Source organism: Vibrio sp. 03-59-1, assembly GCF_013114135.1.
GTDB lineage: Bacteria > Pseudomonadota > Gammaproteobacteria > Enterobacterales > Vibrionaceae > Vibrio > Vibrio cortegadensis.
Genome location: NZ_VTYA01000027.1, coordinates 1 through 22,860 on the forward strand (window position 1 = coordinate 1; position 22,860 = coordinate 22,860).

A 22,860-nucleotide genomic window follows, 5' to 3' on the forward strand; every position below is an offset into this window, starting at 1 on the left:
TTGAAGAGGCATTCCGTGATTTGAAAAGTACCGCATATGGGATCGCACTTCGTCACAATAGAACTCGTTGCACTAAGCGGTTAGATATACTGCTTCTTATTGCGTCGCTCGCTGAAATCTTGATGTGGTGGAATGGCCTCATTGCAGTCCATGCAAAATGGCATTTTGATTTTCAAGCCAACAGCATTAAACACCGTCGAGTCCTATCAATACCTCGCCTAGGAAGGGAAGTTCGGAATCATCGGCGATATCAAATTAACGACTCTCAATACCAGTGGGGAATGTTCGAATATCAAAGGCTGACACACAATGCAGGGCTAGGGAAATTATGAAGGATCCGTCAGCGCCTGGCTAACAAGCGTCATATCACCGAAAGATCGAAAGGTGCTGAGTACAGAAAAGAGCCTGGTCACTGGGAAATTGATACGGTCATTGGCCGGGGCACCAAGCACTGTATTGTCACTTTGGTCGATAGAATAACTAGCTACACTTTTATTGGGCAAATGGACGAAAGAACGAGCGAATCACTCAACGTTAGAATAAGTCAAATAATGACGCGCTCAGATTTACCATTTAAGACAATTACAGCAGATAATAGCACTGAATTTCACGGCTACACCAACTAGAAAAACACGATAACTGTTTGTTTTACTACGTAAATCTATATCATTTATGGGACAGAGGGACCAATAAAAACACTAATGGTTTGATACAACAATACTTACCAAAGCGAACTTCTATGTCACATGTGACACAGAAGCTCTGTAATGAAATTGCACATAAATTAAACATGTGCCCACGCAATAGGCTTGGGTATAGAATGCCAATGGAGTATATTCATGCGCACCTGTAGAAAATGTCGCACTTCAAGCTTGATACTAAGTGGCATAATTTCATTCACATTAAATAAATCCTTTTATTAATTTTTATATGGGTTAGCTAGTACACTATGAATTTGAGGTGTAGACGACATTGAAGCATCCAACAAATCTTTATGCACTTGCAAACCGGGCGTGAATTTTACAGAGTATTGATCTGAATATTCTTTTATGTAACTTAAAGCTTGCTTTTTGATATTATTTATATGAACAGTGCCTTTGTCATAGTTCGACTGAGAATAACTTGTTAAACGACCATATCGATCCAATAGTGATAGAAACACCATTGGGTGTCCAATTGTATTGGAATGCATCAAAAGAGCCGTCAAAATGGGGCTTAAAGCCATCGACTCCGCAAACCATTTATTAAATAAATTGGCGTTAAGCGCTAAACTATTAGTGTTAAGTAATTTATTTCTTTCTTTCTTAGCTTTTTCCTTTACACGATATAAATTTACTCTTTGAATTATGTAATCAATGGCTGTTGTAATTCGGCCTAATACACTTATTACATAATTAATAACACCACCTACAGCAGCGACTGCATCACCAGCTGCTTGCGCTGCAATCTGACCTATTTTAACACCAACATCCTTTATACCAAGAAACCCTTTACAAGCCATGTGAGAAGAGATGTCATAAGCAATAATATCGGGGTATCCATCATTCAATCGAACCCCACGTCCTGATAGTTTAAGTGAGAAATAGCTTGTTAACCCAGTAACCGCTTTTTTTGCTCCTTTATATATATCTGCTGCATTTTGAACATAACCCAAGCCTGGAATAAGAGCGCTCAAATCACCAACGATTGAAGAAACTAGCCACAGAGAAATGTCCACCAAATAATTAGTGACCCATTTAATATCTTTATAAGCTTTTTTAAGTTTGTCTAAAATATTACTACAAAAACGTTGAATCAACTTTTCTAGCTTCGCAATTAAGCTGTCTTTAGTTGAGATTACTTTTTCTTTAATTGACGTTCCGACTGACTTGAAAAATTTGACAGGTCTACTTTGATGAATGGCAGTGCTTACGCTTTCCGCTACTTTAGTGACTTTTAACAGTACTTGAGATTTCTGCAAAATGTCACTAACTTGTTCCTTAATCAACTTTTTTGCAGTCCCACACGCATCAGTAACGGCTGTCGGGTCCATAACAAAGTTCCCAACCAGGTCTAAACCAACAGCAGGCGCCCTTTCAACCTTTAAACTTGATAAATAGTTTATTATTGTGACTCTTCCCTCATAGGCTAGCTTTTCTTGAGCTTTCCAGCCTATCATATCTGTATGGTTTAATACTTCAGAAAACGAAACGGGCATAGTGCCTCCTACTTATTATCATTATTTGAGTTCATCTCATTCGACAGAGCCGGATGAAACAATCTTTTAATCGAGCTGCGAATATACGACGCTCGTTTTTGTAATTTCTTATCTAGAATCTGACTAATCACTTGATCTACCATTACTAACAAGGCAAACCAATCATCTCTTTCCTCAACACAGCCAATTCCTTTTCGTTGATTTCTTGGTGCGTATTGTTGAGAAAATTGCCACACCTCTAACTCTATTCGAGAAGTTTTCGATGGAAAACTCGCACCAAAATCAATTAATCGAATTGATCCCGTTTCCGGGAAGTACAGAATATTCGCAGGCTTTACATCACCATGAACCCAACCGTTGCTATGGCAATGAGCAATAGCACGAACAACCGCAGGCAAAACAGATACAAAAAGATCGATTTGGGTGATATCCAAACGGTCAAGTGATTTAGCATTGTCGTAATATTTAAAATACAAACGCTGTTCACCTTTATTTGCGCGAACTAACTCTTGTATGTAGAGCCCTTTGCAACACTTAAGCGCTTCGAACTCTCGTTCAAAATCTGATTTGTTGGCATAACACTTCCCTATTTCATGCCAATTAATCTGCTCATCTAATATAAAGTGAGCCCCGATTACTAATGATGACTCAGCTTTCATCTAACCTCCTTAGCGCTACAGCTTTCTTGGTAAAGAAAATTCGCTAAACATAGGCTTATCTAAAGTTTCATTTGAATCTCTCAAGGTGTAATCAATAACAATATTGTTATCATTGAGTTTGTAATCCCATTTGCTAACCAGTCGGGTTGACGTTTTGCTCGACCGACCATCAAACAACGCTCTAAACAGTGCCCACTGGCCGGTATAAGATCTGGTCGCCACACGGTTTTCACCCTGATAAAAGTTGGTCGTTAGGTACCCATCGACCGCTGTTGAAGGCCACGATAGTTCAGTCCACACTCTTGGACCATGACGGTAGCTAAAGACACTTTCTGACTCGCGAATTTGATACGCCGTCACCGACGTGCTCATAGAACTTGGACGGAACGCAAGTTTGATCGCTAACTCCTGACCAGTTGGGCCAAAAAAGGTTTGGCGTAACTGTCGAGCCCGGCGTAATTGATGACGTGTTTCGGCGCTAATTGGCAATGTTAATCCATCCACTTCGTTTAGCTTTAATGTTCCATTATCCCAATACACGAAAGGCTTAAGTAACGTATCGACATATTGGTCAATTCTCCCTTGAGGCTTAAAGAATTGTACAAAGTCATTAAGATCTACTTCACCTCGTCCTTGCTCGGAAAATGGAAATCGCCCTTCCACGGCAGCCGCATAAAATTGGTACACTTGCTCATCCCACTGCTTATTAAGGTAACCAACACTTCCAGAAACCACCTGTTTCCATGATTGGTCTGCAATGTTTTTAGCCCACTTCGCCACTTGATTAGGCGCTTTACTTCCTTGACGTTTAAAGAGTTCAATTGCATCTTGACTCCCTTCTGCATGAGCAAGTGCGTACGCATGGAATGCCTTACCTGGATTTGAACTGCTCAATGCACTGTCAAAATAGAGATTAAGCGCATCAAATTCTTGAATGAGCGAATCAAGAGGAATGGCCCCCCCTTTCTTTCCTGCACCATTAACGTAATTTGCATAGTTAATAAATGCTTCGTTAACCACATAAGAAGGCTGTAGCCGTAATAATTTATCACCGACAGCGCGATTAATTTTATCGGCCTTTTTTAACCCTTTAGATACTTTCTTAAGGCCCAACTGGGACGCGACTCGTTTATTACTTTTCGTATCTGGTTGCTCTTCAACTGCCAACGTCGTATTGACAACAACAGCTCCAAGTACATCGAGAATCGGACTGGTAGCAGGCTCTCGGGCATTCTGTAATGCGTAGGCAAAATCAACACTCGAACCTAGTGTCTTAATATGGATGTTATTAAGTAGATCTTTCCAATAATAAACATAATCAGCAAAGTACAACCTTTGGATCTGTTTACTTAAATCTGTAATTTCAGTGATAGACGTACCAGATACGTCACCTTGAATAGCTTTAAAATCATTAAGTTGCCTACGAAGCAATTCCGATTTAGCCGTTAAATCAATCTGGCTATAACCTTGCTTGGTGAAAATTTCAGGCACTAAATAACCATGAAACCCATCTGAAAATTCAAACATTGAATCAAATTTTTCACCTAACTGACGACGAATATCCACCTGCTTCCGATATTCAGGTAAACTTTTGATTCGGGCATAAATGAGTCGTTCCGGTGATAAACCATCTAAGTTATTGGTCGCAACTGCGATTAGCTCTTTATTTGCAGTAATACTTCCACTGTAGTTGCTCTTAAATAAGTCTTCGATAAGAACAGACAGTGTATTGATATCATTCGACGAAACATCGCCTTGATCTTTTAGATTATCCAGCAAATAAGTTTGCACCTCTTCAGTATTGAGGTATTGCTTATCAAATAACATTTGATAGAACCGCAAAATTTCAAATATCTTGCTTGGATTACCTAAATTGACATAAACATAAAGCTCACTGCTAATAAGCTCTTCCAGTTTTGGTAATAAAATAAGGTTCAGTTGCTCTTGGTAAGTCGTATATATACGCTCAGCCGTATCCCCTTGCTTAATACTCACTTGTTGATACCAAGCTTTTGGCATAACGCCAGCGTCAGCAACAATACGTAATTCATTTAATATCGCGATCATATCCGACCATGAGTAATTGCTCTCAAGGCGCTGAATATCGCTGCCATACAAACGTAACTGAGTCATCGCATCAGCTCGCCATTGCTCATCTTGGTTCCAATTATTTTTCAATACGAGACCAACCATAGAAACGGCAGAAATCACCAACAGTAGTGACGCAGTACGTGCAACTAAATAACCCGCATGACGCCACTCATTCACTCCGACGATATCCTTTTCTGGCAAGATAACGTGACTAAAAATACGAGAAGTAAAATAGCTACGACGGCCAGAAACTTGCTCACGAGTGAGTGACAAATTGAATTCCGCACGCTCAGCAACGGTTTGTGTTAATAGGTCAAACTCATTGCCTTTTTGACCAGAAGAGAGTAGATATGAGCCACGTATCCATACCGCTTCACGTACACGGTTTTCTCGTCCAATATCCGTTAGTAACTCTTCGACTCGTTCAAAGAAAATCCGTAATTGATATGGGAGTGCGATCACCGAACCTGACTTTTCACTGCTGATGTTTCTCAACAATTCAAATTGTTGAGCCGCTAAGGATTTTAAGAGATCGCTTCTCAGCTCATCAAATTTAAACTTATCGAAGCGCTGTGATGAGTCGCAAGGAAAAGTAACACCGAATGGATTTTCAACATCACACCCAGAGAAGCTTTCGAAAAATTCAACAAAATCAGCGATGGTATCGGCTTTAGAAAACAAGAAGAATACCGGCAGCGTCAGACCAAGAGCGCTACTCATTGATAGTGCTGCTTCTTGATAGTTTGAACTTATTTTCTGACGCTCTTTACGGTCACCTTGCAATAAACGGTCACAACCAATGACAGCAGCAATACCATTAAGTCCCTGTCTCGGGCGGTATTTTAATAATTGCTGAGTAACAATATTCCATAATGTTTCGTCTATACCTTCGCTATCAAAAATACGGTGACCGATTTCAATGACTACCGCTTGATCACTGCTCCAAAACTTTAAATATTGCTCAGTATCGCTATCTTGAAGATGCTTATCTAATACAGGCTCTAAACCATTTTGCAGTAACAGCGCACTTTTGGCTTCTTTCTCACCACCTAAAACTAGGTACCAAGGTAAGCTATAGAGGCTATCGAGTTTATTAGATCCATGGCCTCGGATCTTTTTTGCCGCTAATTTAAAGAGCTGCTGAATCACTTTAGTGTCTTGTTTAAGCAAAATAGATTGTTCATGCGCATCTTGATTATTACGCTGTTTTTTACGCCATAGATAGCACATCACGGCAATAGTAGACAAAGCGATCACACCGCTTACGCTAATAATGACTTGCATCCACAGCCATGTTTCTGTTGGAAGCAGAATCCATGATGACGCGATCCCAGCTAAAAGAGTGATCACCAGCAATGTAATGAGGGTTTTCTTAATCATATTATTTCTGCGCTCTTCTAATCGTCGCGTTCAAACCAAAACGCACATTGAGTTCATTCTTTAACTTACGGATCACTGTTAAATTGTCGCCCGCACGCAAAAATAGTTCTATCCCATGTTCGGTTTCACGAGTGAATGATTCATAACCCGCTTTCTGTAATTCCGTAGACATACGTACGGCATCGGAAGAGCGAGTAAAGACAGCCAAGATCACTTCCCACTGAACAGCAGCAACTTGCACTTTTGGCTCCTCTTCATGAACAGGAGTTAACTCAATCTCGCCAATATCGGCATCGGTGCTGATATAGATAAGATCATGGTTTTCACTTTTTAAGCTGACACCAGACATATCAATAGCACTAAATTGATGCAGGATCGGTTGACTTCGATTTGAATACCAGTACTCCGACGCGCCATAGCTTAAACCAAGACACAGTGCAGCCAGACCCAACATTTTGCTTAAGCTGAGCATTCGCCAAGGCTGTTTACCTACGATCAATTCTGGCGTTTTAGGCACCAGTAACACATTCTCAGCACGATAATTCCGAATAATTCCGTACACGTTTGATTTTATTTCATGCAGTTGGTTTTCATCTTCATGTCGATATCGACCTTTAAACCCCAACATCAAAAGAACATATTGCAGTTCCAGAAAATCGACTAACTTAGCCGGTTGCTGATTCGCTTTTTCTAGCAAAACGAAGAAAGCCTCTCCGCCATTTCTCTGCGAAAACACTTTGCTTAATAGTGAGTGATTTTCCCAGCGAGCTTGTTCTCCCCAAGAGGTATATAGAATCGCTTCATCAAAAGCTGCGCATAACACAAAACAGCTTTTTTCAATCACACTCGGATGGTAATCAAGATAAAGCCCTCGCTGACGAAAAACGACGATGGCATCGAGCAGGCGTTGCCTAAAACGCTCGATATCTCTTGGGTTGGTTTGACGAGGTAAAGTCACCAACATGCCTAATAGTTCTGTCGCGGCATTAAGCAGTGGGCTGTCATATACCGCAAAGGTCTCAATCAAACGCTCAGTACCAGATAGGTCAGCGGGTAACGATTGCTCATCATTCGATTGATGAGCGGTTTCTGCCGCTTTACGGTGTATTACTATCGTTGGTTCTTCGTTAAATAATCCAGTCATCGAATACCTACCTAATCACATGGAACTCGACATGAATATCGTCAATTCTTTCGTCGATATGCAAGGCAATGGGTTCGTCTTTCTTCACAAGTGACTGCCAAAGCTCAGATTTAGTATCAAGCTCGAAATAAGCGGCATCATTCTTCGATTTCAGCTCTGCAGGAGCGTAAGGTAAATTACGTAAAGGAACACCGGAAAGTGCATTTCGTACCAAGCCAGCAATATCACTATTACCCGCAAGTTTCGTTGCTTGAGGAAACTCTTCACTTAAACGAGAAGCACCAATAGTAGAGGTCGCAACAAGGATAAACCGCCCTTCGTTGTACAGGCTTCTATCTTGAACAATCGTGCGCAGTAAGCGGCGACTGGTAAAGAGTTGTGTGTCCCACTTGAGCGTAGTGACATTATCAATTTGAACCTCACGAAGTAGCACGAATAACTCAGAAAAAACTGCTGAGAAAACACCATACAGATCATTTTGATCCCAAGACATGAACGTTTTGGGCATCTTTCCTTCTAGTCCTTGAAGTTGCCCGGCCATTGAAGTGCACTCAAGATACAAATATTTAGTCAATAAGGTTGGATCTTCATTCCACTGTTGTAACTTTGGCATCCAAGCACCTAACGCTTGCAGCCATAGATAATCTCGCATTAGAGCTTGATAGCTCTTACTGCTGTGCTCTTTTTGTAATCTGGTTGAAATTGTGCGTGCGCGATATTGCACTTGAGAAAAAACATCGGCTACACAATCTTTTAGATAGTTAGATTGGCCAAAATGCAAACACTGAGGCACAAAGGCTTGATTCAACACCACCTCACCCTCTGATTTATGTTCGCTAATATCAGCCACTGCAATCAAGGTGTAATCTTGAAGCTCTTGACCTTCTAGTTTGAGTTCAATATTGAGTTCAGCTAACTCTAACAGTACGGGTTCGCTATGTTCACGACTGCTATCAAACACACGATGCTCAAGTGGTGCATTCCTTAACCTCTGTCCTTCACCTACATCGACAACCCCTGGCATCGAAAGCGGAAGAGCCAGGTATACTTTCTTATGAGCGGTGTTTTTCGGGACATCTAGAACCAGTCCTCTTTTAATTTCAAATGGCGTGCCATCAGGAAAGATTCCTTTTGCTTTACGGACAGAAACTTTTCCAATATTCAAGATTGAACGATCCAGCTCTAATTGAGTCAGGCCGAAACATTGAGAGGTCATTTGACCAGCGAATTCACGGGTGAAATTTTCGATGTATCGCTCTTGCTGCTGAAAATGTTGAGGTGAAAGAAACATACCTTCACTCCAGACGACTTTATTCTTATCCATAATTATTCCTCTTCACCTGATATAGACAGGTTGATACCATCTAGGTCGATATTAATTGCTGCTGAGCCTAAAACAATCGGTTGATAAATGGCTTTGTTTTTCGCTTCTCGATAATCGGCAAAACCCGCAATAACACCGATATATTTCGTTTCAGAAGCGAAAGGCAATACTTCACTCCGCTCCTCACCAGGTAAAACACTAGCCAGTTCTCGTGTTAGCAACACCTCCGATTTAAGCACACCCTGAGCATCGTTATATAGTTGAATAAACTCTGCTTGTTCAAAGGCTTGGCTGTCACTTAATTGGTAAATTCTCACTTCAACTGGCGACGGTTTTCCTTCCACGTTAGGGTTAATATTGGATGCCGCCTTTATTTTCAACACCAACTGAGGCGCAATATCTTTTTGCCCCCAGAAGCTACAGCCCGATAACAACATAATCATCACAACAGTAATCAGTCGGCTCATGAGTTCTCTCCTTCCATGCTTCTTTGCAAGCGCATGGCGTCTTGGAAATAGGCTTGAAATTTAATCTGCCAATCATGGTTATCCATTTGACGACTAAAATAACGCTTATACATATCCCAATATTTCGGTTTGCTCTGCCAAAAACGGGGAGCCATCAGGTCATCAAACATCGACTCAAGCGCTTGCGGCGAGATATCCATCAATAAACGGTTCAAAGCCATTTCTAGTGCTTTGTCCATTTGTTGTTGCATACGTGCTTCACTTGAACGAAATTGAGTCATCGAACGATCTTGCGTCGTAGAGATCGTCGCTGGTGTCGGTTCATTATCAGCACTTACAGGAAAGGTTGATGAGAAGTCAGACTCCGCTAATGGGTCATCATCGATCGCACTGAAATTCATGTTAAATTCGTGATGCTGTGTCGCCTTCACTTTCGTTGTTACTTGAAAAGGGTCCTCTTCAACCACATCACTATTTCGCGCGGTTCCCTTAGAAAATGATCCATACTTCGTTGAATCGTCTTGGCTAACCGCCGCATACAACCCTTCCATTTCTCTTGGATCGGCCGGGCCAAACTCGGCATCATTACCATGACTAAATGGATCGTCACTAAAAGCACCATAACCATCAGAAGAGGCTTCACTAAATTCTTGTGCACGCGCTTGTTCCGGAATAAAACAAGACACTAACAATCGGTAACGCCCGACATCGAGGACATCCCCATCATTCAGCACAGATTGATTGCCTTTACCTAAAGCCCGGCTTGAGCCATTAATAAATAAGCCGTTCGTGCTGTAATCAGCCACTTGATAGCCACGGTGCGTTTTATTAATCACAGCATGCTTACTTGATACTTCTCGTCTGGCATCACTCAGTTGCATGGTCACTCCATAAGCGCGACCAATAACTCCGCCCTCTTCAGGAAATGCTTTATTCCACTCAGCAATGCTTTCACCATCTGGAGAGCTGATAATTCGTATAGATATTGGCATGTTAGTTCCCCTTACACTGCTGTGTTGCACGGTTGAATTCATCAACAAATTGCGGATAGGTTTTTACAAATGACTTAGAAAAATAGGCGCCTAAAGGTTGTGATTTCACACGTGTTTTTGAAATCGCCCGATAACTAATGCCCATCTGTTTTATGGTCTCTTCTATCACTGCATCATTTCCTAGAATGGCGCCAACATCGCCTTTTAGCATGAGCTCTATCATGGCTTTGGCGCTGCGCGGTTTCATCGATGCTCGGTAACCGTTTTGCTGTAACCAAAACCATTTATTGGAACCAAATAAAGCAACAACCTCAATTTGGCTTTTGAACATAGCGCTGTTCACATCTGTCGCATCAGACAGTGAAAACCAGCTCCAATTCTGCTGTTCAAGCTGATCGGTATAAACGGCATAGTCATCTCGCTTAACATTATGAGAAGCAAGAAAAAAACCGTGCTGCGATCCGACTTCCGTCAGCAATTGTGCTCTATCCCAGGTGGTCATTGTGATCTGGTATGGCTGCTTCATCACACGCATCACACACTTAATTTTGTCTATCCCAGGGCCTTTCATCACACCATTTTCTTGGTATTGATAAGGAAACCACTCTTGTGTCGCGAGCAATAAACGCTCCGGTTTTCCATAAGCGAATGCCATTTGAGAGTAAGTAAAAACAATTGAAAATGATGACACCATTGCAAGCTTACCAAGACGTTGAGCAAGGCTAAGAAGCGATGAATCTTGAAGCCTTACGTTCAAGTTGATCATTGTATTTCTCCTTGCATTGTCATACCGGCAGCACGAATAGTATTTCCATTTGGCGCATAAAGATCGCTCGCCATTTCAATTAGTACAAAAGGAATTTTCGCTTGAATGGCTTCAGCCTGCTGAAAGTTAATGGAGATATCAGGCGGAGATAGCACACCCACAGGAAGAGCCTGAGGTTTAATACCATCTCGTAAAATACTGATGCCATAGAGAGCCGCTTGGTGCGCATTATTTTCAAAACTTACACCAACAGACATCAGCGCACTCTTCTCAGTATTATTGACCGCATCCGGTACAACCGTCAGCAGAGGTATGTTTTGAGCCCATTCGTTAATCTCATCCACTCGGGATAAAAGACTTGAACTGCCGGTTAACCACAAAATGGATTGCTCAGCACCTGCAGCTTGCATTGTGGCGATTTGAGACTCCATAACAGTCTGTAACGAAGAGGTCGCTTGGCTTTCATCAACTTCAAAGGTGACCACATCAATTCCACGCTTTTGCGCTTCTTTCTTTAACGGTAAGTATTGAGTCAAGTAAGCACTGGTGTTTTTCTTAGCGTACAACACACCAATTTGATTCAGCTCAGGCTTAAATTTAAGCAGAAAATTAAGCGTAATATCCGCAGGTAGATTTAATGATGTAAATGCAAAATTATTGTGGCTGGTTTTATAGCCATCAGTAAGACCAAGTAACACAGGGTCTTTTGCATTAACAGAGACCACCGGCAATCGCTTACCCGCATATAAACGGTGTAGCCTGACTGTTGCTTTAGAACCCACGGTATAGATCAAATCCGCTTTACTTTCTGCCAATACCGTCCACTGGAGAATCTCCTCATCACTATCAGGAAGAAGGAACACCCGAAAAGTCGCATTACCTAACTCTCGTCTAAAAACATTGAGCATGGTTGCTAGCGCCGTGTCATACGATTTAGCTTTTCGAGACACTAACACCCACACTTTTGGGTATTTGTTACGAGGAATAAAGTCAACATACTGACCATTAGAGACCGTCTCCCACGAATGCTTGCTCGACTGCTCTAAATCAGCCCCTAACCAATCAGGGACAGCGGCTAGGGCTTGAGAGGATGGCAGCAATAACAACCAACTGAACAACGGTAATAACAGACGAAGTATCATGCGCCGTCTCCTTGCTTACTTGGACGGTCAAATAACCAAAGCGAGAGACTCGCAACAAAGAAGAAGCCGCTCAATACCCAAAATGTTGCACTATTACCCACCAGCATTAGAAGCTGTCCAACGACAATGGCACCGAAAACATGGCCTAATCTTTCTAAAAATCGATAGGTCGTTGCCACCATGTTGGCATCATTGTCGCTGGTTGTGTTCACCACATGAGTCACCACTGGAGCATTCACAAACCCGTGAGCTAACCCCATCACCAGCATCGACCCAGTAGCGATAAGCACAGCAAAAGCACTATCTTGAACTAAAAACACACCACCAAGCATCACTAGTGAGATAGACGCAATCAGATTTCCAAGACATAGAGCCCACTTTGTTGAGCCGATACGATCAATCATCGGCGCGACTTTCCCACTCACAAATAAGACAGCAAAAGCGTAAGCCATTAAGACCTGACCAATGCTCTCTTTCGACATCCCTTTTTCACCAAGAAGAATCGGAACCGCGAAAAAAACAACACCAGTCAGCATCATTTTGGTTGGGATACCCACTAAGACCATTGTTCGTATAAATGAAGGTACACGAAGTAACGCGGCACAACCAGAAAACATCGTTTGTAGAGAGTTTCGTAAACTCCCTCCAGCATGTTGCTTATCTGGAGCCATTGAAGGTAACACCATGCTAAATACAAACATCAAACCACCGACTAAAGCCGACAATAAGAAAATCCCGGTGATACCAAGCGTATCAGCTAGCAACGCGCCAATACCGGCACCTGATATAAATCCAGCATTGAAGCAGAAAACAATGATGCCCGCGGCTTGGGTTTTATTCGTCTTATCACTAAATCGTAAGATATACGCTTGTATTGCCACAAATATGGTTGCTTGACCAACACCAGACATAAAGCGAGCCAACAAAATAAGCGCTAAGTACTCTTCATACATTAGCACTAAGCAGCCCAAACTCGACAACACAATACCGGTCGCCAATACGCGGCGAATATCGTATTGCTCAACCAACCTGGATACTGGTAATAACGAGCATGCGAAGCCGACAAAGTACAGAGTGAAAAAGTACGATGTCCAACTGGCATCTAAACCATTCGTAACCGCCACTTCAGCCAAATACTGTGGTAAAACTGGCGCCATCAGCGACTCCATCAATACCGTAACCAGTAGCAAAGGTTTCACTTGAGCGAGAACGACTTCGGCTTGAATATCCTTATCAGAACGACTCAATAATCGAATAAAGGCAAAACAGATAAATGCACACCCAGCGAACAGAATGGCGAAGTTTTTCAGTACATTGATCAATTGGGACAGCAAAATATTAGGGTGGAATGCGATCGTGACCTGATTTCCCATTTCATCAGAGATGGGAAATTGAGCCACACTTTCTGCACCCATCATTTCGTCTTCGGTCGCGCTTCGAGCAATCGTTCTTGATTGATGTTCAACCGTGATACTGGATACTTCATCATTCGATTGGCGGAAACTGGCAAGCATCTCATCCATACCGCTGACTCGATCTGGATCGATTCCCAAGCTCAGCACTGGAGAGAGGCGATGCGTGACAATGTTTGCCATCGAATTAGCTTTATTTTCTAAACCTGATTTGTACAAAGCCCCAACCATCAAAATCACACTAAACGACATCGCCACAAAGACGATGCCAAATGCAGTAAAATAGATTTTAGCTTGCTGACTTTGCAGTACCATGAACACAAACAGCCCAACCAGAATCACGATGAGCCACACCATTGGGGCAAAGCTTTCGTTGATTGCTTTGGTCACTTCAACATCACTAAGCAGCACTTCAAGTGCACCAACTTGGGTAAATTTATTGCGTAATGGAATCGATATACGACTGCCATCAAATTCAGCGGTGGTATATCGATACAGTTCCTGCTGCCCCGATATAACGCGTATATCAACAACCGATCTATCCGCATCGACTATCGGAGACAATACTTTCTGTAGCCCTGCGATATCTTGCAAAGGTACGCCGGAACTTAAAATCTGCTCCAATCCAATTCGCGCCGCTTCCGTTTGTGCGAATACCGCATCGCGGCTCTGCTGCTGGTAGCTCTTTAATGCTTGTGCATAGCCCACAACAAAAACAAGCGATAAAGAAACGATAACCAGCAGTGCGCCCAGTATTAAACGGCTATGTTGCCTTACGGTCTGAAAACCCACGTTTAAACGCCAGCCATTTCATCGAACTGAAGGTTAAAGCAGTGATTCAACGCCATCGGTCGCTTCGCTTTTAAAAACGATAAACGATTAAACACAAGTGACTGAATAAGATCTGAGTAGTTCATCCCTTCTCGCTCTAAGTCATGACAAACTAAGCTGACATTGTTACCTTCTGGTCGCTTAAGGTCGGGTTTAGGATTCGTTTCTAGAACATACAAATTACCCCGCTCATCCATACGTAGATCTACTCGAACTAACGTCTGAAGCCCTAGTTGGCGATAAATCTTCTGTCCGATTTCGGCTAACTGAGTACGTAATCCCATCTCATTGACGGCAACTAAACGATCTTGAGTGATTGGCTTAACATCCATCGAAGTAAAAATTGGCTCATCTGATCCTAAAATGCGTTCCGTTATCGAGAAAGCGAGAGGGGCTGTCGATTGAGTTAACGCGCCATTTTTAAAGATGTACTCTCCAGCTACCGCAACGACAAACTCTCGTCCAGGTAAAAAAGGTTCAATCATCACGATATTGTTGGTTGCTTTTCGTACTTTACTGACTACTGATTTAAGCTCTGCTCGCTCAAATACAGGATAAACATGAATTGATGCTCGCCCTGATACCGGTTTAACGACAAACCCTTTAGGGAAACGGCACGCAATTTCATCAAGTGCTTTTTGATTACTCTCACTGTCAAAATCTTCATCGATCCCCACGGTAATAAACGGGGCAGTAGGCAAACCTGCCGCTTTTATCTCGTGCTTGAAAAGATGTTTATTATCTAAGATCCCTGCGGTCATTGGCGCATGCCCGACGTAAGGCACGCCAAGCATTTCAAGAGTTGAAGGTAAGTGACACATTGAATCAAAACCTTGTAAACCACCGCTGTTCGTAATGACTAGATCTATTTTTTTCTTTTCTAGCTGCTGAGCTAGGTGAATGTCTTCTGCTAAAACGTCAACAGACTCAAAACCAGATTCGCGTAATGCATTCGCAATATCATGAGCGACAGGTGCATAAGTCTTCGTTGAGCGCGGGCTTAAATTCTCAAAAATATAATTCTGAGTTTCAGACTTATCACCACCATGAATCACTGCAATTTTTAGGTTATTACGGATCCACTCTAACTGAGCGAGTGAAAATACTTCGTTTTGCATTTTATTTACCTACAACAAGCGTCACTCAATGACTAAATGGAAAAAGCATATTAAGAGTCGAGTAACAAAAAAATCGTATATTTATAATCGTTATAAATGGAGAGCTACTATGAGTTCCTCCACTTCACAACACTCACTTTTGAGTGTTGTTTACTGAATATCTATATGGAACTGCTGGTTTTGAACACTGATATAAACCGCGCTAACCGGCTCACTTTGGCTCATTTTGACAATGCATTGATTGGCCAGTTCTGGCATCAATTGTCGATTAATTAACTGCTCAATAGCACGAGCTCCCGTTTCCGGTGATTGATTCATAGATACTAATAAATCAATAACTTGCGGCTCATACTTGAAGGTTGCGTTGTAGTGCGCCCTCACTCGTTTTTCGATACGGCGCAGAGATAAGCTCGCAATTTTTGCCATCTCTTCATCGTTCAGTGGGAAATATGGAACAATAGTTGCTCGACCTAAAAACGCAGGTTTAAAGAAACGCTGTAATTCAGGAAAAATAGTTTGTGTCAGCTCTGGAACGTTTGGTCTTTCGTTCACACAAGCATTCACAACAGCACTGTCGGCAGCGTTGGATGTCATGATGATGATCGTGTTACGAAAATCGACATTTCGCCCTTCGCTATCGGAGATCGAACCTTTATCGAAGATTTGATAAAAAATATCGTGGACACCGGGATGGGCCTTTTCCATTTCATCAAGCAGCAAAACGGAATATGGGTTTTTACGAACCGCTTCCGTTAACACACCACCTTTTCCATAGCCCACATAACCAGCAGGTGAACCCAGTAGCATTGATACTTTGTGTTCTTCTTTAAATTCAGTCATGTTGATGGTGGTGATATTTCGCTCACCACCATAAAGTAGGTCGGTTAACGCCAATGCCGTCTCTGTTTTACCGACACCGCTCGGACCACACATAAGAAATACGCCAACTGGCTTACGAGGGTCGGTTAATCCTGCGCGAGACATACGAATAGCTTGAGAAATTTCTGCAATAGGCGTGACTTGCCCGATCACACGTTCACCAATTTGCTCTTCAAGGTGCATGAGACAATCCACCTCTTCAGCAAGCATGTTGCCCACTGGCACGCCAGTCCAAAGTGCAATCACTTCTGCAATCGTCTGTTGCGATACTTGGGGTAACACAAGAGGCTGTTCACCTTGGATCTCTCTTAACTCCAACATGTTGTCAGCCAGCAGTGCTTTACTTGGGTGTAAAGCGATATCGTTGCCTTCTACATACTGTGCATCAAGCTCATTTTGTAGCTCGATGATTCGCTCAACTCGCTGCTTTTCTTGCTCCCAACGACTCGCTAATGCTTCTCGACGTTGCTCTAACTCAATTAATCGTGTTTGTGCGACTTCAATTTGACCATCATCAATCGACCATAATGCAGCCTCATGAAGTAAGGTCTCAATCTCATTTCTAGTGTATTGGATCTGCTCTTCAATGGCCTCTAACTGGCTTGGTGTCGCACTTTGGCTTAAACCAATTCGTGAGCACGCCGTATCGAGTAAGCTGATCGCTTTATCTGGTAGCTTTCTTTCTGGTAAGTAACGAACTGAGAGTGAGACAGCCGCATCAATCGCTTCTTGCATCACTTTCACATTATGATGTTTTTCTAAGCTCTTTTTGACGCCACGGAGCATATGTACGGCGTCATTTTCGTTAGGTTCACCAACTGCAACCACTTGGAAACGACGAGTTAATGCAGCATCAGATTCAAAATATTGCTTATATTCAGCCCACGTTGTCGCCGCGAGAGAGCGAAACTCACCGCGCGCTAACGCTGGCTTTAAAATATTCGCAGCATCATTTTGACCTGCAGCGCCACCAGCACCAATCAGCGTATGAGCCTCATCAATAAACATGATGATCGGAGTCGTCGACTGCTTAATTTCGTTGATTACATCTTTGAGTCGATTTTCAAACTCACCTTTGATACTTGCACCCGCTTGCAAAAGCGACAAATCAAGGCTTCTTAACTCTACATTTTGCAACGCCGGAGGCACGTTACCATCGACAATTTGTTGTGCTAAACCTTCCACAATAGCGGTTTTACCCACCCCAGGATCCCCAACTAAGATCGGGCTATTTTGACGACGACGACACAAGATATCGATAGACTTTCGGATTTCATCACCACGGCCAGAAATCGGGTCTAAAAGTCCATTTCGCGCCGCTTCAGTTAAGTTTTGTGAGTATTTATCCAGCGCTGGCGTTCCTGCTGAATCTAATGATGGCTCAGCCATTTGGCTCGATGTCGAATTTATGTTGCTCGGCGTTGAACTCACGTTTGCTTGTGAACGTAACCACTCTGAAGACAATAGTGTTAGCCATTGGCTTAATGGGCCGTTGTAAGCGCCTTGTTCAATACGCTGCTTAAGAACCAGTAATAAATGGTACTCATTCACCATCAATTGAGCATGATTTAAAGACGCAACCATCCACGCATCTTTAATCAATTCAACTAGTTGTGGTGATAGCGCAGGCGAGGCATCATTACCGCCTCCTAAAGTCGACAGTTTATCCTGTAGCTGCTCGATTAAACGCTCTTTCGCTATCGCGGCCTTCTCTACAGCGGCAGACCAACCTTGAGACGGCTGTTGTAATAGTTGAACGAACCAATGCTCTAGCTCAATCGCATAGTGCCCTTGGTTTACACAATCTCCCGCGGCCGACTCTAACGATGATTTCACGCTTGGTGCCAGTCGCTTGACCAGGCTTTGTAATTCAATATTTATCATTATCTGTCCTAACTAATCGTGAGTGGCATATCTACATATCGCTTTTTATTTTCTCGGCTGCTCATCCAAGCCGACTGCCCTATTCTTACCCCTTTGTCAGCAATACTGGTGAGCTTAACTCGGGGTAAGTACTGGCTATTTACGCTCATATATAAATGGTATTTAATGTTGATTCCCATATAGCTACGCACTAAATGATCGATCGCTTTAACCATTTTTTTATCCTGCCGGATGGCCAAATAGTGACGATAATCTCTGGGTCTAATTTTTATACTCAGCTTCTGACCTAGCATTGGTGTGGTTTTACCAAGCAATGCCCCCATCCCTAGCTGGGTATTCTGACCCGACTTGCCTAACTTACTTAACGAACAAGGTGTCAATGGCTGATACTCAAGTTCGCTATGTTCAATTTGAAATTCAGCTTCAAAATAGTCCTCTAACAGCGACTTCAGCGTAATAGGACAAGTAAGCTTTAATCCCAATAGCCCGGTGTATTGAACAAGATGTCGCTGCGGTAAAAAGTCACGGTTCTCAGCCACGCCGCATAAACTCGCCAACATGGAGGTCATCGACTGCTGGTGCTGGTTCCACGTGAAGGTCTCTTCTTCCATCTGACTGGTTAAGTCATGTTTCAATTGCACCTGACAATAGAGACGAAAATAACGATTATTAAAGGTGTCAAAAAACTCAAGGGCCGACTCATTTCCTAAATCAAATTGTGCAGCGAGAGCCTGCTGATACATGGGCCGAGGCATGCTCGCTCGACTCCCAGAAAGGCCAGGTAAAGATGTTTTCACCACATAATGATTGGTGTGGTCCGCGTAGACTTGAGTCACTTGATTCTGGTAATGCGCTGGCAGCGATTCAACACTAAATCGTACACTAGGGCGCGCATCTAAACTGTCCGCTTGATGCTTAAACCATTGCCATACGCGCTCAAGATCAGCACGGTTTGTCATCGGCTTAAAATCCATTAGAGAAGACTCTTGCATCCAGTTCTCCTCGGGAAAGCGATATACAACGCGTCTTGCCCTTCAAATTTAATATCCACTTGGGTAAAACTATTAAACCCAGCAAAGAAAGCAAAAAATCGGTCAAGAAGGTGGCTAAACATGCTTATTCCGCCGTTCACATTCGTCGGATCAAGTGTCACGGTAATTTTAGTTCCATAAGCAAAACAGGTACGGCCTGAAACTCGAATAGGCGCAACCACTTGCTCTTGGTCAATGGCGACCAAAGATTCAATATAAAGCTGATTTTGTGAACTGTGGTTGTGGTTATACAATTCGAAAACATTCTTTAACGTCGACTTCGGATCATCACTGCCTAAAATAGCGTGATAGTTAAAATGAAGATGACAAAGTAAAGACCACACATTAGTACTATTGTCCTTACTACGGATCGGCATTGAAGGACGTCGAAGTAGACTCATTTCAGCAGGAATCGTGATCGATTCCATGCATGCAACGGCGCTATTGATTGGTAACGAACCAACTCGGCTACCGTTGGTTACAGTGGCATTCACTAACCATGTTTGCTTCGAACTATGCAAACTAGAGTGTTCTAGATCCGCGACATTCAGTACGCTCTTCAAGGCACCACTTTCAAGTAGGTTCTGTACTAACTGCCAACGCAAGCCACTTTGAGAATCACTGTATTTCTCACCGTAAACTTGAGGAACGGTGACCTGTTCAGAAGTTGTTACATCCACCACTTCATCGACGGAAAACAGCTCTAAATCTTGTCCTTGAGTCGCATCAAGAACAATTGGGTAATCCTTCTGCAAAAAATCGATTTCTACAGGATCTGCGACCATGTGGTGCAAATTAACAACAGGGGTAGAAAAAAGGGTAAAGTGATCAACCGATAAACTACGAGCAACATCGACACTTAATTCATCAACGTAGATCTGTAGAGTAAAGCGATGTCCTAAGCATTGATTTAAGACTTGATTAAGGTCCACGGTAAAACCATTAAACCGATCCGCAAAAACGAAAAACTCTGTCAGTAATTTGAAACCGCCAAAGCTGGCCGCCTGATACGGTAATATCGTATCTTCGATATCAAACCCTATCGGTTGAATGGCTTGTTTGCCCAAAACATGTCGCTTGCTATCTGTTTGCACACACACTTGGGACGCACCATGAATCAATAAATCGTACAATTTAAGAGCGAAACTACTTTCACCCTTTAAGTGCAGATTCAGTTTATTCATTTCAAGCAGAGAGATATCGATTCCTTCATCAACGGCTGAAATGGTCACTTCAATCAATGCCTTTGCATGTTCGGCACCTGCTGGTTTGGTGGTTTCAAATGGTGCAAACGCCACCTTTACTTGTTCAATTTCAACAGGAAATAGATCGAGTTCTTTCGTTGTTCTAAACAGTGCTTTATTACTTTCATCACCAATTTCAAATTCCGTGCCCGCCGGAATACGGTGCGTCGCACTGGCATCTTCAGTCACGTTAAAATTCAGCACACTGTACGAAGGAATCGGACGCAAATAGTGAGGGAATAACAAGCGAATTAAACTATCAGTTAACTCTGGAAACGATTCATCGAGTCTCTTTTGTAAACGTCCATTCAGCAGTGCCACACTTTCTATCAATCGCGTAACTTGTGGATCATCAACCCCGTCTTTTGAAATGCCGAGCGCACGAGCAGAACTCGGATGGCGTTCTGCAAACTGCGTTGCTTCGCTGCGAATGAAACTCAGCTCTTGTTCGAAATACTGCAACAATGAATCAGACAAGGTTCGATTTCCTTACATCAAGTTTGTTTCGGCTAAAATCCAATAAAGAATCCAACACAATGGCTTCATCCCCCAGCTGTGAATGCATGATGGCTGAAATACGAAACTGCAGCTGATTGCTCCCAGATGGCTGATCACTCAATTCAATATCAACATGTGCCAATCTTGGCTCATACAAACGGATTAGCTCTGCAATATCCGCCACTAATACATCACTGTTTGATTTACTTTGTGAACGGGTGGCGTTGCCGAGTCCGATATGCACAATCGAACCATTCATTGTTTCAGTTTGAATGCCTTCTGAAGACCAAATTGGTGCTCTACATGAGATTAATGCGCATACGTTTTCTATTATTGCGTCTCTTAAACCATCAATATCGTCTTGCCAGCTACCCTCTAGCTTTGCCATCAAACTCATGCGGACTCTCCAACTTCTTGGCTCGATACCGATGTCTTCAGTACGACTTGGGCATCCATCATTTCATACTGATATTGAGGCTGAAGCATGATCTGACATTGGTAACGAGTGCTGTCTCTTGGATCTTCTTCCATACGAACTTCACAAGCTTTCAATGGGAAACGCGCCATCACAGAATCTTCCCCGTAATCGACTTCACTTATGTAGTGCTGCAACCAACGCTCTAAACTGCGTTTACAATCTTCGGCACTATCATAACGCCCCACTTGATCCCTGATTTGAGCTTTAATGTAATGACCAAATCGACACGCCATTAAGTTGGTTTGCAACATGCCAAGCATACGTTCAGTATCATTTTTCGCCTTCCAGACCGACTGATTACTAAAGAACCCTTTTTGGTCAGTAAGGTACAAACTCGATAAAGGAACAAAGCCTTGCTCTGCCCAAAAACCATCATCTTCAGCAAAAATATCCACCTTGCCGAATAAAGGCTTATCCGTTTGTGTTATCGCACCGTATGAGCCCGTTTCATTATATGAACGCAAAAAACCAAACCAGCTAATTCGGTCAAACTCTCGGATAACATTCATAGCTAACAAGTACGCACTATTACCCCATAGCGAATGTTCTCTGGCATTGTGCTGGTTATAAATAAACCCCGCGAGGTATTGCCGATATGGTTCTCGCTGCAAATATTCAGGTAAAGCCAGATGCAAAAAACGTGATGCCGGGTTGTCTCTTAACAATTGCCACGACATAAAATCACGGCTCTCTAAAATTCGCTTCGCCCGTGAGCTATCATTCAGCTGACGATTAATATCATCGCCAAAAAAATCTTCATCGACCCCGAGAACTACTGGGCATAAAGAGCGCTCAGCTAGTTCAGCTAAAAGCTGTAATGTGTACAGGTCATCGTACTCACCGTCATCGGCATAATCTGACGTAACTCGGTGATCAACCACTACCATCCCATATGGTGTACCACCAGCCGTATCAAATTCATTCGAATAGAGTTTCTTAAACAGGGCGGTCTGCTTTATGTCGAAGGAGTAATTGAGATCGTTCGAGACCATTTTCCAACTGAAATCAAGCAGGCGAATCTTTACTCGACGATTAGAAACGGGTAAATGAGTGAGCGCTTGTAGCCCCAACCACGTTGATTCCAATTGCTGATAGTGTGGTTGACTCATCACTTCATTAAGTTGCTGGCTAATCAGGTGGTCTAGCCCTGCAATAGTTTGTGTTAACAGAGCTTTGAATTGAACAGTTTCCTCACCTTGTGCAAGCTCTAAAAGCTTTTTCCACGGCAAATCAGCAGTCTGATGGGGGGATTCTGTTGTCTTATTATGAGTATTCATCAACTGTCCAATTCAAAGCTATTCGGGGATTTTCATCCCCGAATCG

Annotated in this window: 16 protein-coding genes and 2 pseudogenes; 2 read left to right on the top strand and 16 right to left on the bottom strand. The window is 42.7% G+C overall.

Annotated features, from left to right (window positions below):
* Both F0249_RS18535 and F0249_RS18540 read left to right on the top strand, forming a co-directional pair.
* Positions 1 to 332 (top strand): annotated as a pseudogene (locus F0249_RS18535) (transposase); the annotation flags it as partial.
* Between the two features lie 12 nt (positions 333 to 344).
* Positions 345 to 853, top strand: a pseudogene (locus F0249_RS18540) (IS30 family transposase); the annotation flags it as partial.
* A 66-nt stretch (positions 854 to 919) separates the two neighbouring features.
* Here the strand turns inward: F0249_RS18540 and F0249_RS18545 are convergent.
* From F0249_RS18545 to F0249_RS18620, 16 genes are all read right to left on the bottom strand, one after another.
* Entirely contained in the window at positions 920 to 2,197 is a 1,278-nt protein-coding gene (locus F0249_RS18545) for a hypothetical protein (protein WP_171757448.1), read from the bottom strand.
* Between the two features lie 8 nt (positions 2,198 to 2,205).
* Positions 2,206 to 2,856, bottom strand: coding sequence for a protein kinase family protein (locus F0249_RS18550; protein WP_171757449.1), 651 nt, complete (start codon positions 2,854 to 2,856; stop codon positions 2,206 to 2,208).
* Positions 2,857 to 2,871: 15 nt separating this feature from the next.
* The gene (gene tssM, locus F0249_RS18555) at positions 2,872 to 6,327 is read right to left on the bottom strand and encodes a type VI secretion system membrane subunit TssM (protein ID WP_171757450.1); all 3,456 of its coding nucleotides are present in this window, start codon (positions 6,325 to 6,327) and stop codon (positions 2,872 to 2,874) included.
* Between the two features lies 1 nt (position 6,328).
* Complete coding sequence (gene icmH, locus F0249_RS18560) at positions 6,329 to 7,471, bottom strand: type IVB secretion system protein IcmH/DotU (RefSeq protein WP_017052353.1); 1,143 nt, start codon at positions 7,469 to 7,471, stop codon at positions 6,329 to 6,331.
* Between the two features lie 7 nt (positions 7,472 to 7,478).
* Entirely contained in the window at positions 7,479 to 8,795 is a 1,317-nt protein-coding gene (gene tssK, locus F0249_RS18565) for a type VI secretion system baseplate subunit TssK (protein ID WP_171757451.1), read from the bottom strand.
* A 2-nt stretch (positions 8,796 to 8,797) separates the two neighbouring features.
* Entirely contained in the window at positions 8,798 to 9,262 is a 465-nt protein-coding gene (gene tssJ, locus F0249_RS18570; protein ID WP_171757452.1) for a type VI secretion system lipoprotein TssJ, read from the bottom strand.
* A complete protein-coding gene (locus F0249_RS18575) occupies positions 9,259 to 10,254 on the bottom strand; it encodes a type VI secretion system-associated FHA domain protein (protein WP_171757453.1) in 996 nt (331 codons plus the stop codon). The genes tssJ and F0249_RS18575 overlap by 4 nt, the downstream gene beginning before the upstream one ends.
* 1 nt (position 10,255) lies before the next feature.
* The gene (locus F0249_RS18580; RefSeq protein ID WP_029203343.1) at positions 10,256 to 10,948 is read right to left on the bottom strand and encodes a transporter substrate-binding domain-containing protein; all 693 of its coding nucleotides are present in this window, start codon (positions 10,946 to 10,948) and stop codon (positions 10,256 to 10,258) included.
* 68 nt (positions 10,949 to 11,016) lie between these two features.
* Positions 11,017 to 12,162 (bottom strand): ABC transporter substrate binding protein, encoded by a 1,146-nt coding sequence (locus F0249_RS18585; RefSeq protein ID WP_216599659.1) that lies wholly within the window; start codon positions 12,160 to 12,162, stop codon positions 11,017 to 11,019.
* Entirely contained in the window at positions 12,159 to 14,366 is a 2,208-nt protein-coding gene (locus F0249_RS18590) for an MFS transporter (protein ID WP_171757454.1), read from the bottom strand. Before F0249_RS18590 ends, F0249_RS18585 begins: the two co-directional genes overlap by 4 nt.
* 2 nt (positions 14,367 to 14,368) lie before the next feature.
* On the bottom strand, positions 14,369 to 15,523 hold the full coding sequence (locus tag F0249_RS18595; protein WP_017052346.1) for an ATP-grasp domain-containing protein: 1,155 nt from the start codon (positions 15,521 to 15,523) through the stop codon (positions 14,369 to 14,371).
* 150 nt (positions 15,524 to 15,673) lie between these two features.
* On the bottom strand, positions 15,674 to 18,286 hold the full coding sequence (tssH, locus tag F0249_RS18600; RefSeq protein WP_017052345.1) for a type VI secretion system ATPase TssH: 2,613 nt from the start codon (positions 18,284 to 18,286) through the stop codon (positions 15,674 to 15,676).
* A gap of 8 nt (positions 18,287 to 18,294) precedes the next feature.
* A complete protein-coding gene (locus tag F0249_RS18605; protein WP_171757455.1) occupies positions 18,295 to 19,278 on the bottom strand; it encodes a type VI secretion system baseplate subunit TssG in 984 nt (327 codons plus the stop codon).
* Positions 19,260 to 21,038 carry a type VI secretion system baseplate subunit TssF gene (gene tssF / locus F0249_RS18610; protein WP_171757456.1) on the bottom strand — a complete coding sequence of 593 codons (1,779 nt, stop codon included), beginning with the start codon at positions 21,036 to 21,038 and terminating at the stop codon, positions 19,260 to 19,262. Before tssF ends, F0249_RS18605 begins: the two co-directional genes overlap by 19 nt.
* On the bottom strand, positions 21,031 to 21,456 hold the full coding sequence (locus tag F0249_RS18615) for a GPW/gp25 family protein (RefSeq protein WP_017052342.1): 426 nt from the start codon (positions 21,454 to 21,456) through the stop codon (positions 21,031 to 21,033). Before F0249_RS18615 ends, tssF begins: the two co-directional genes overlap by 8 nt.
* Positions 21,453 to 22,814 (bottom strand): type VI secretion system contractile sheath large subunit, encoded by a 1,362-nt coding sequence (locus tag F0249_RS18620; RefSeq protein WP_171757457.1) that lies wholly within the window; start codon positions 22,812 to 22,814, stop codon positions 21,453 to 21,455. Before F0249_RS18620 ends, F0249_RS18615 begins: the two co-directional genes overlap by 4 nt.
* Positions 22,815 to 22,860 lie beyond the last annotated feature (46 nt).

Excerpts from the sequence above, each read along its gene's own strand:
- F0249_RS18595 (WP_017052346.1), bottom strand. The coding sequence starts at position 15,523 with ATGCAAAACGAAGTATTTTCACTCGCTCAGTTAGAGTGGATCCGTAAT.
- F0249_RS18615 (WP_017052342.1), bottom strand. The coding sequence starts at position 21,456 with ATGAGTTTGATGGCAAAGCTAGAGGGTAGCTGGCAAGACGATATTGAT.
- tssJ (WP_171757452.1), bottom strand. The coding sequence starts at position 9,262 with ATGAGCCGACTGATTACTGTTGTGATGATTATGTTGTTATCGGGCTGT.
- tssM (WP_171757450.1), bottom strand. The coding sequence starts at position 6,327 with ATGATTAAGAAAACCCTCATTACATTGCTGGTGATCACTCTTTTAGCT.
- F0249_RS18545 (WP_171757448.1), bottom strand. The coding sequence starts at position 2,197 with ATGCCCGTTTCGTTTTCTGAAGTATTAAACCATACAGATATGATAGGC.
- tssH (WP_017052345.1), bottom strand. The coding sequence starts at position 18,286 with ATGATAAATATTGAATTACAAAGCCTGGTCAAGCGACTGGCACCAAGC.
- F0249_RS18550 (WP_171757449.1), bottom strand. The coding sequence starts at position 2,856 with ATGAAAGCTGAGTCATCATTAGTAATCGGGGCTCACTTTATATTAGAT.
- F0249_RS18585 (WP_216599659.1), bottom strand. The coding sequence starts at position 12,162 with ATGATACTTCGTCTGTTATTACCGTTGTTCAGTTGGTTGTTATTGCTG.
- F0249_RS18580 (WP_029203343.1), bottom strand. The coding sequence starts at position 10,948 with ATGGTGTCATCATTTTCAATTGTTTTTACTTACTCTCAAATGGCATTC.
- tssK (WP_171757451.1), bottom strand. The coding sequence starts at position 8,795 with ATGGATAAGAATAAAGTCGTCTGGAGTGAAGGTATGTTTCTTTCACCT.
- F0249_RS18575 (WP_171757453.1), bottom strand. The coding sequence starts at position 10,254 with ATGCCAATATCTATACGAATTATCAGCTCTCCAGATGGTGAAAGCATT.
- icmH (WP_017052353.1), bottom strand. The coding sequence starts at position 7,471 with ATGACTGGATTATTTAACGAAGAACCAACGATAGTAATACACCGTAAA.
- F0249_RS18605 (WP_171757455.1), bottom strand. The coding sequence starts at position 19,278 with ATGCAAGAGTCTTCTCTAATGGATTTTAAGCCGATGACAAACCGTGCT.
- F0249_RS18620 (WP_171757457.1), bottom strand. The coding sequence starts at position 22,814 with ATGAATACTCATAATAAGACAACAGAATCCCCCCATCAGACTGCTGAT.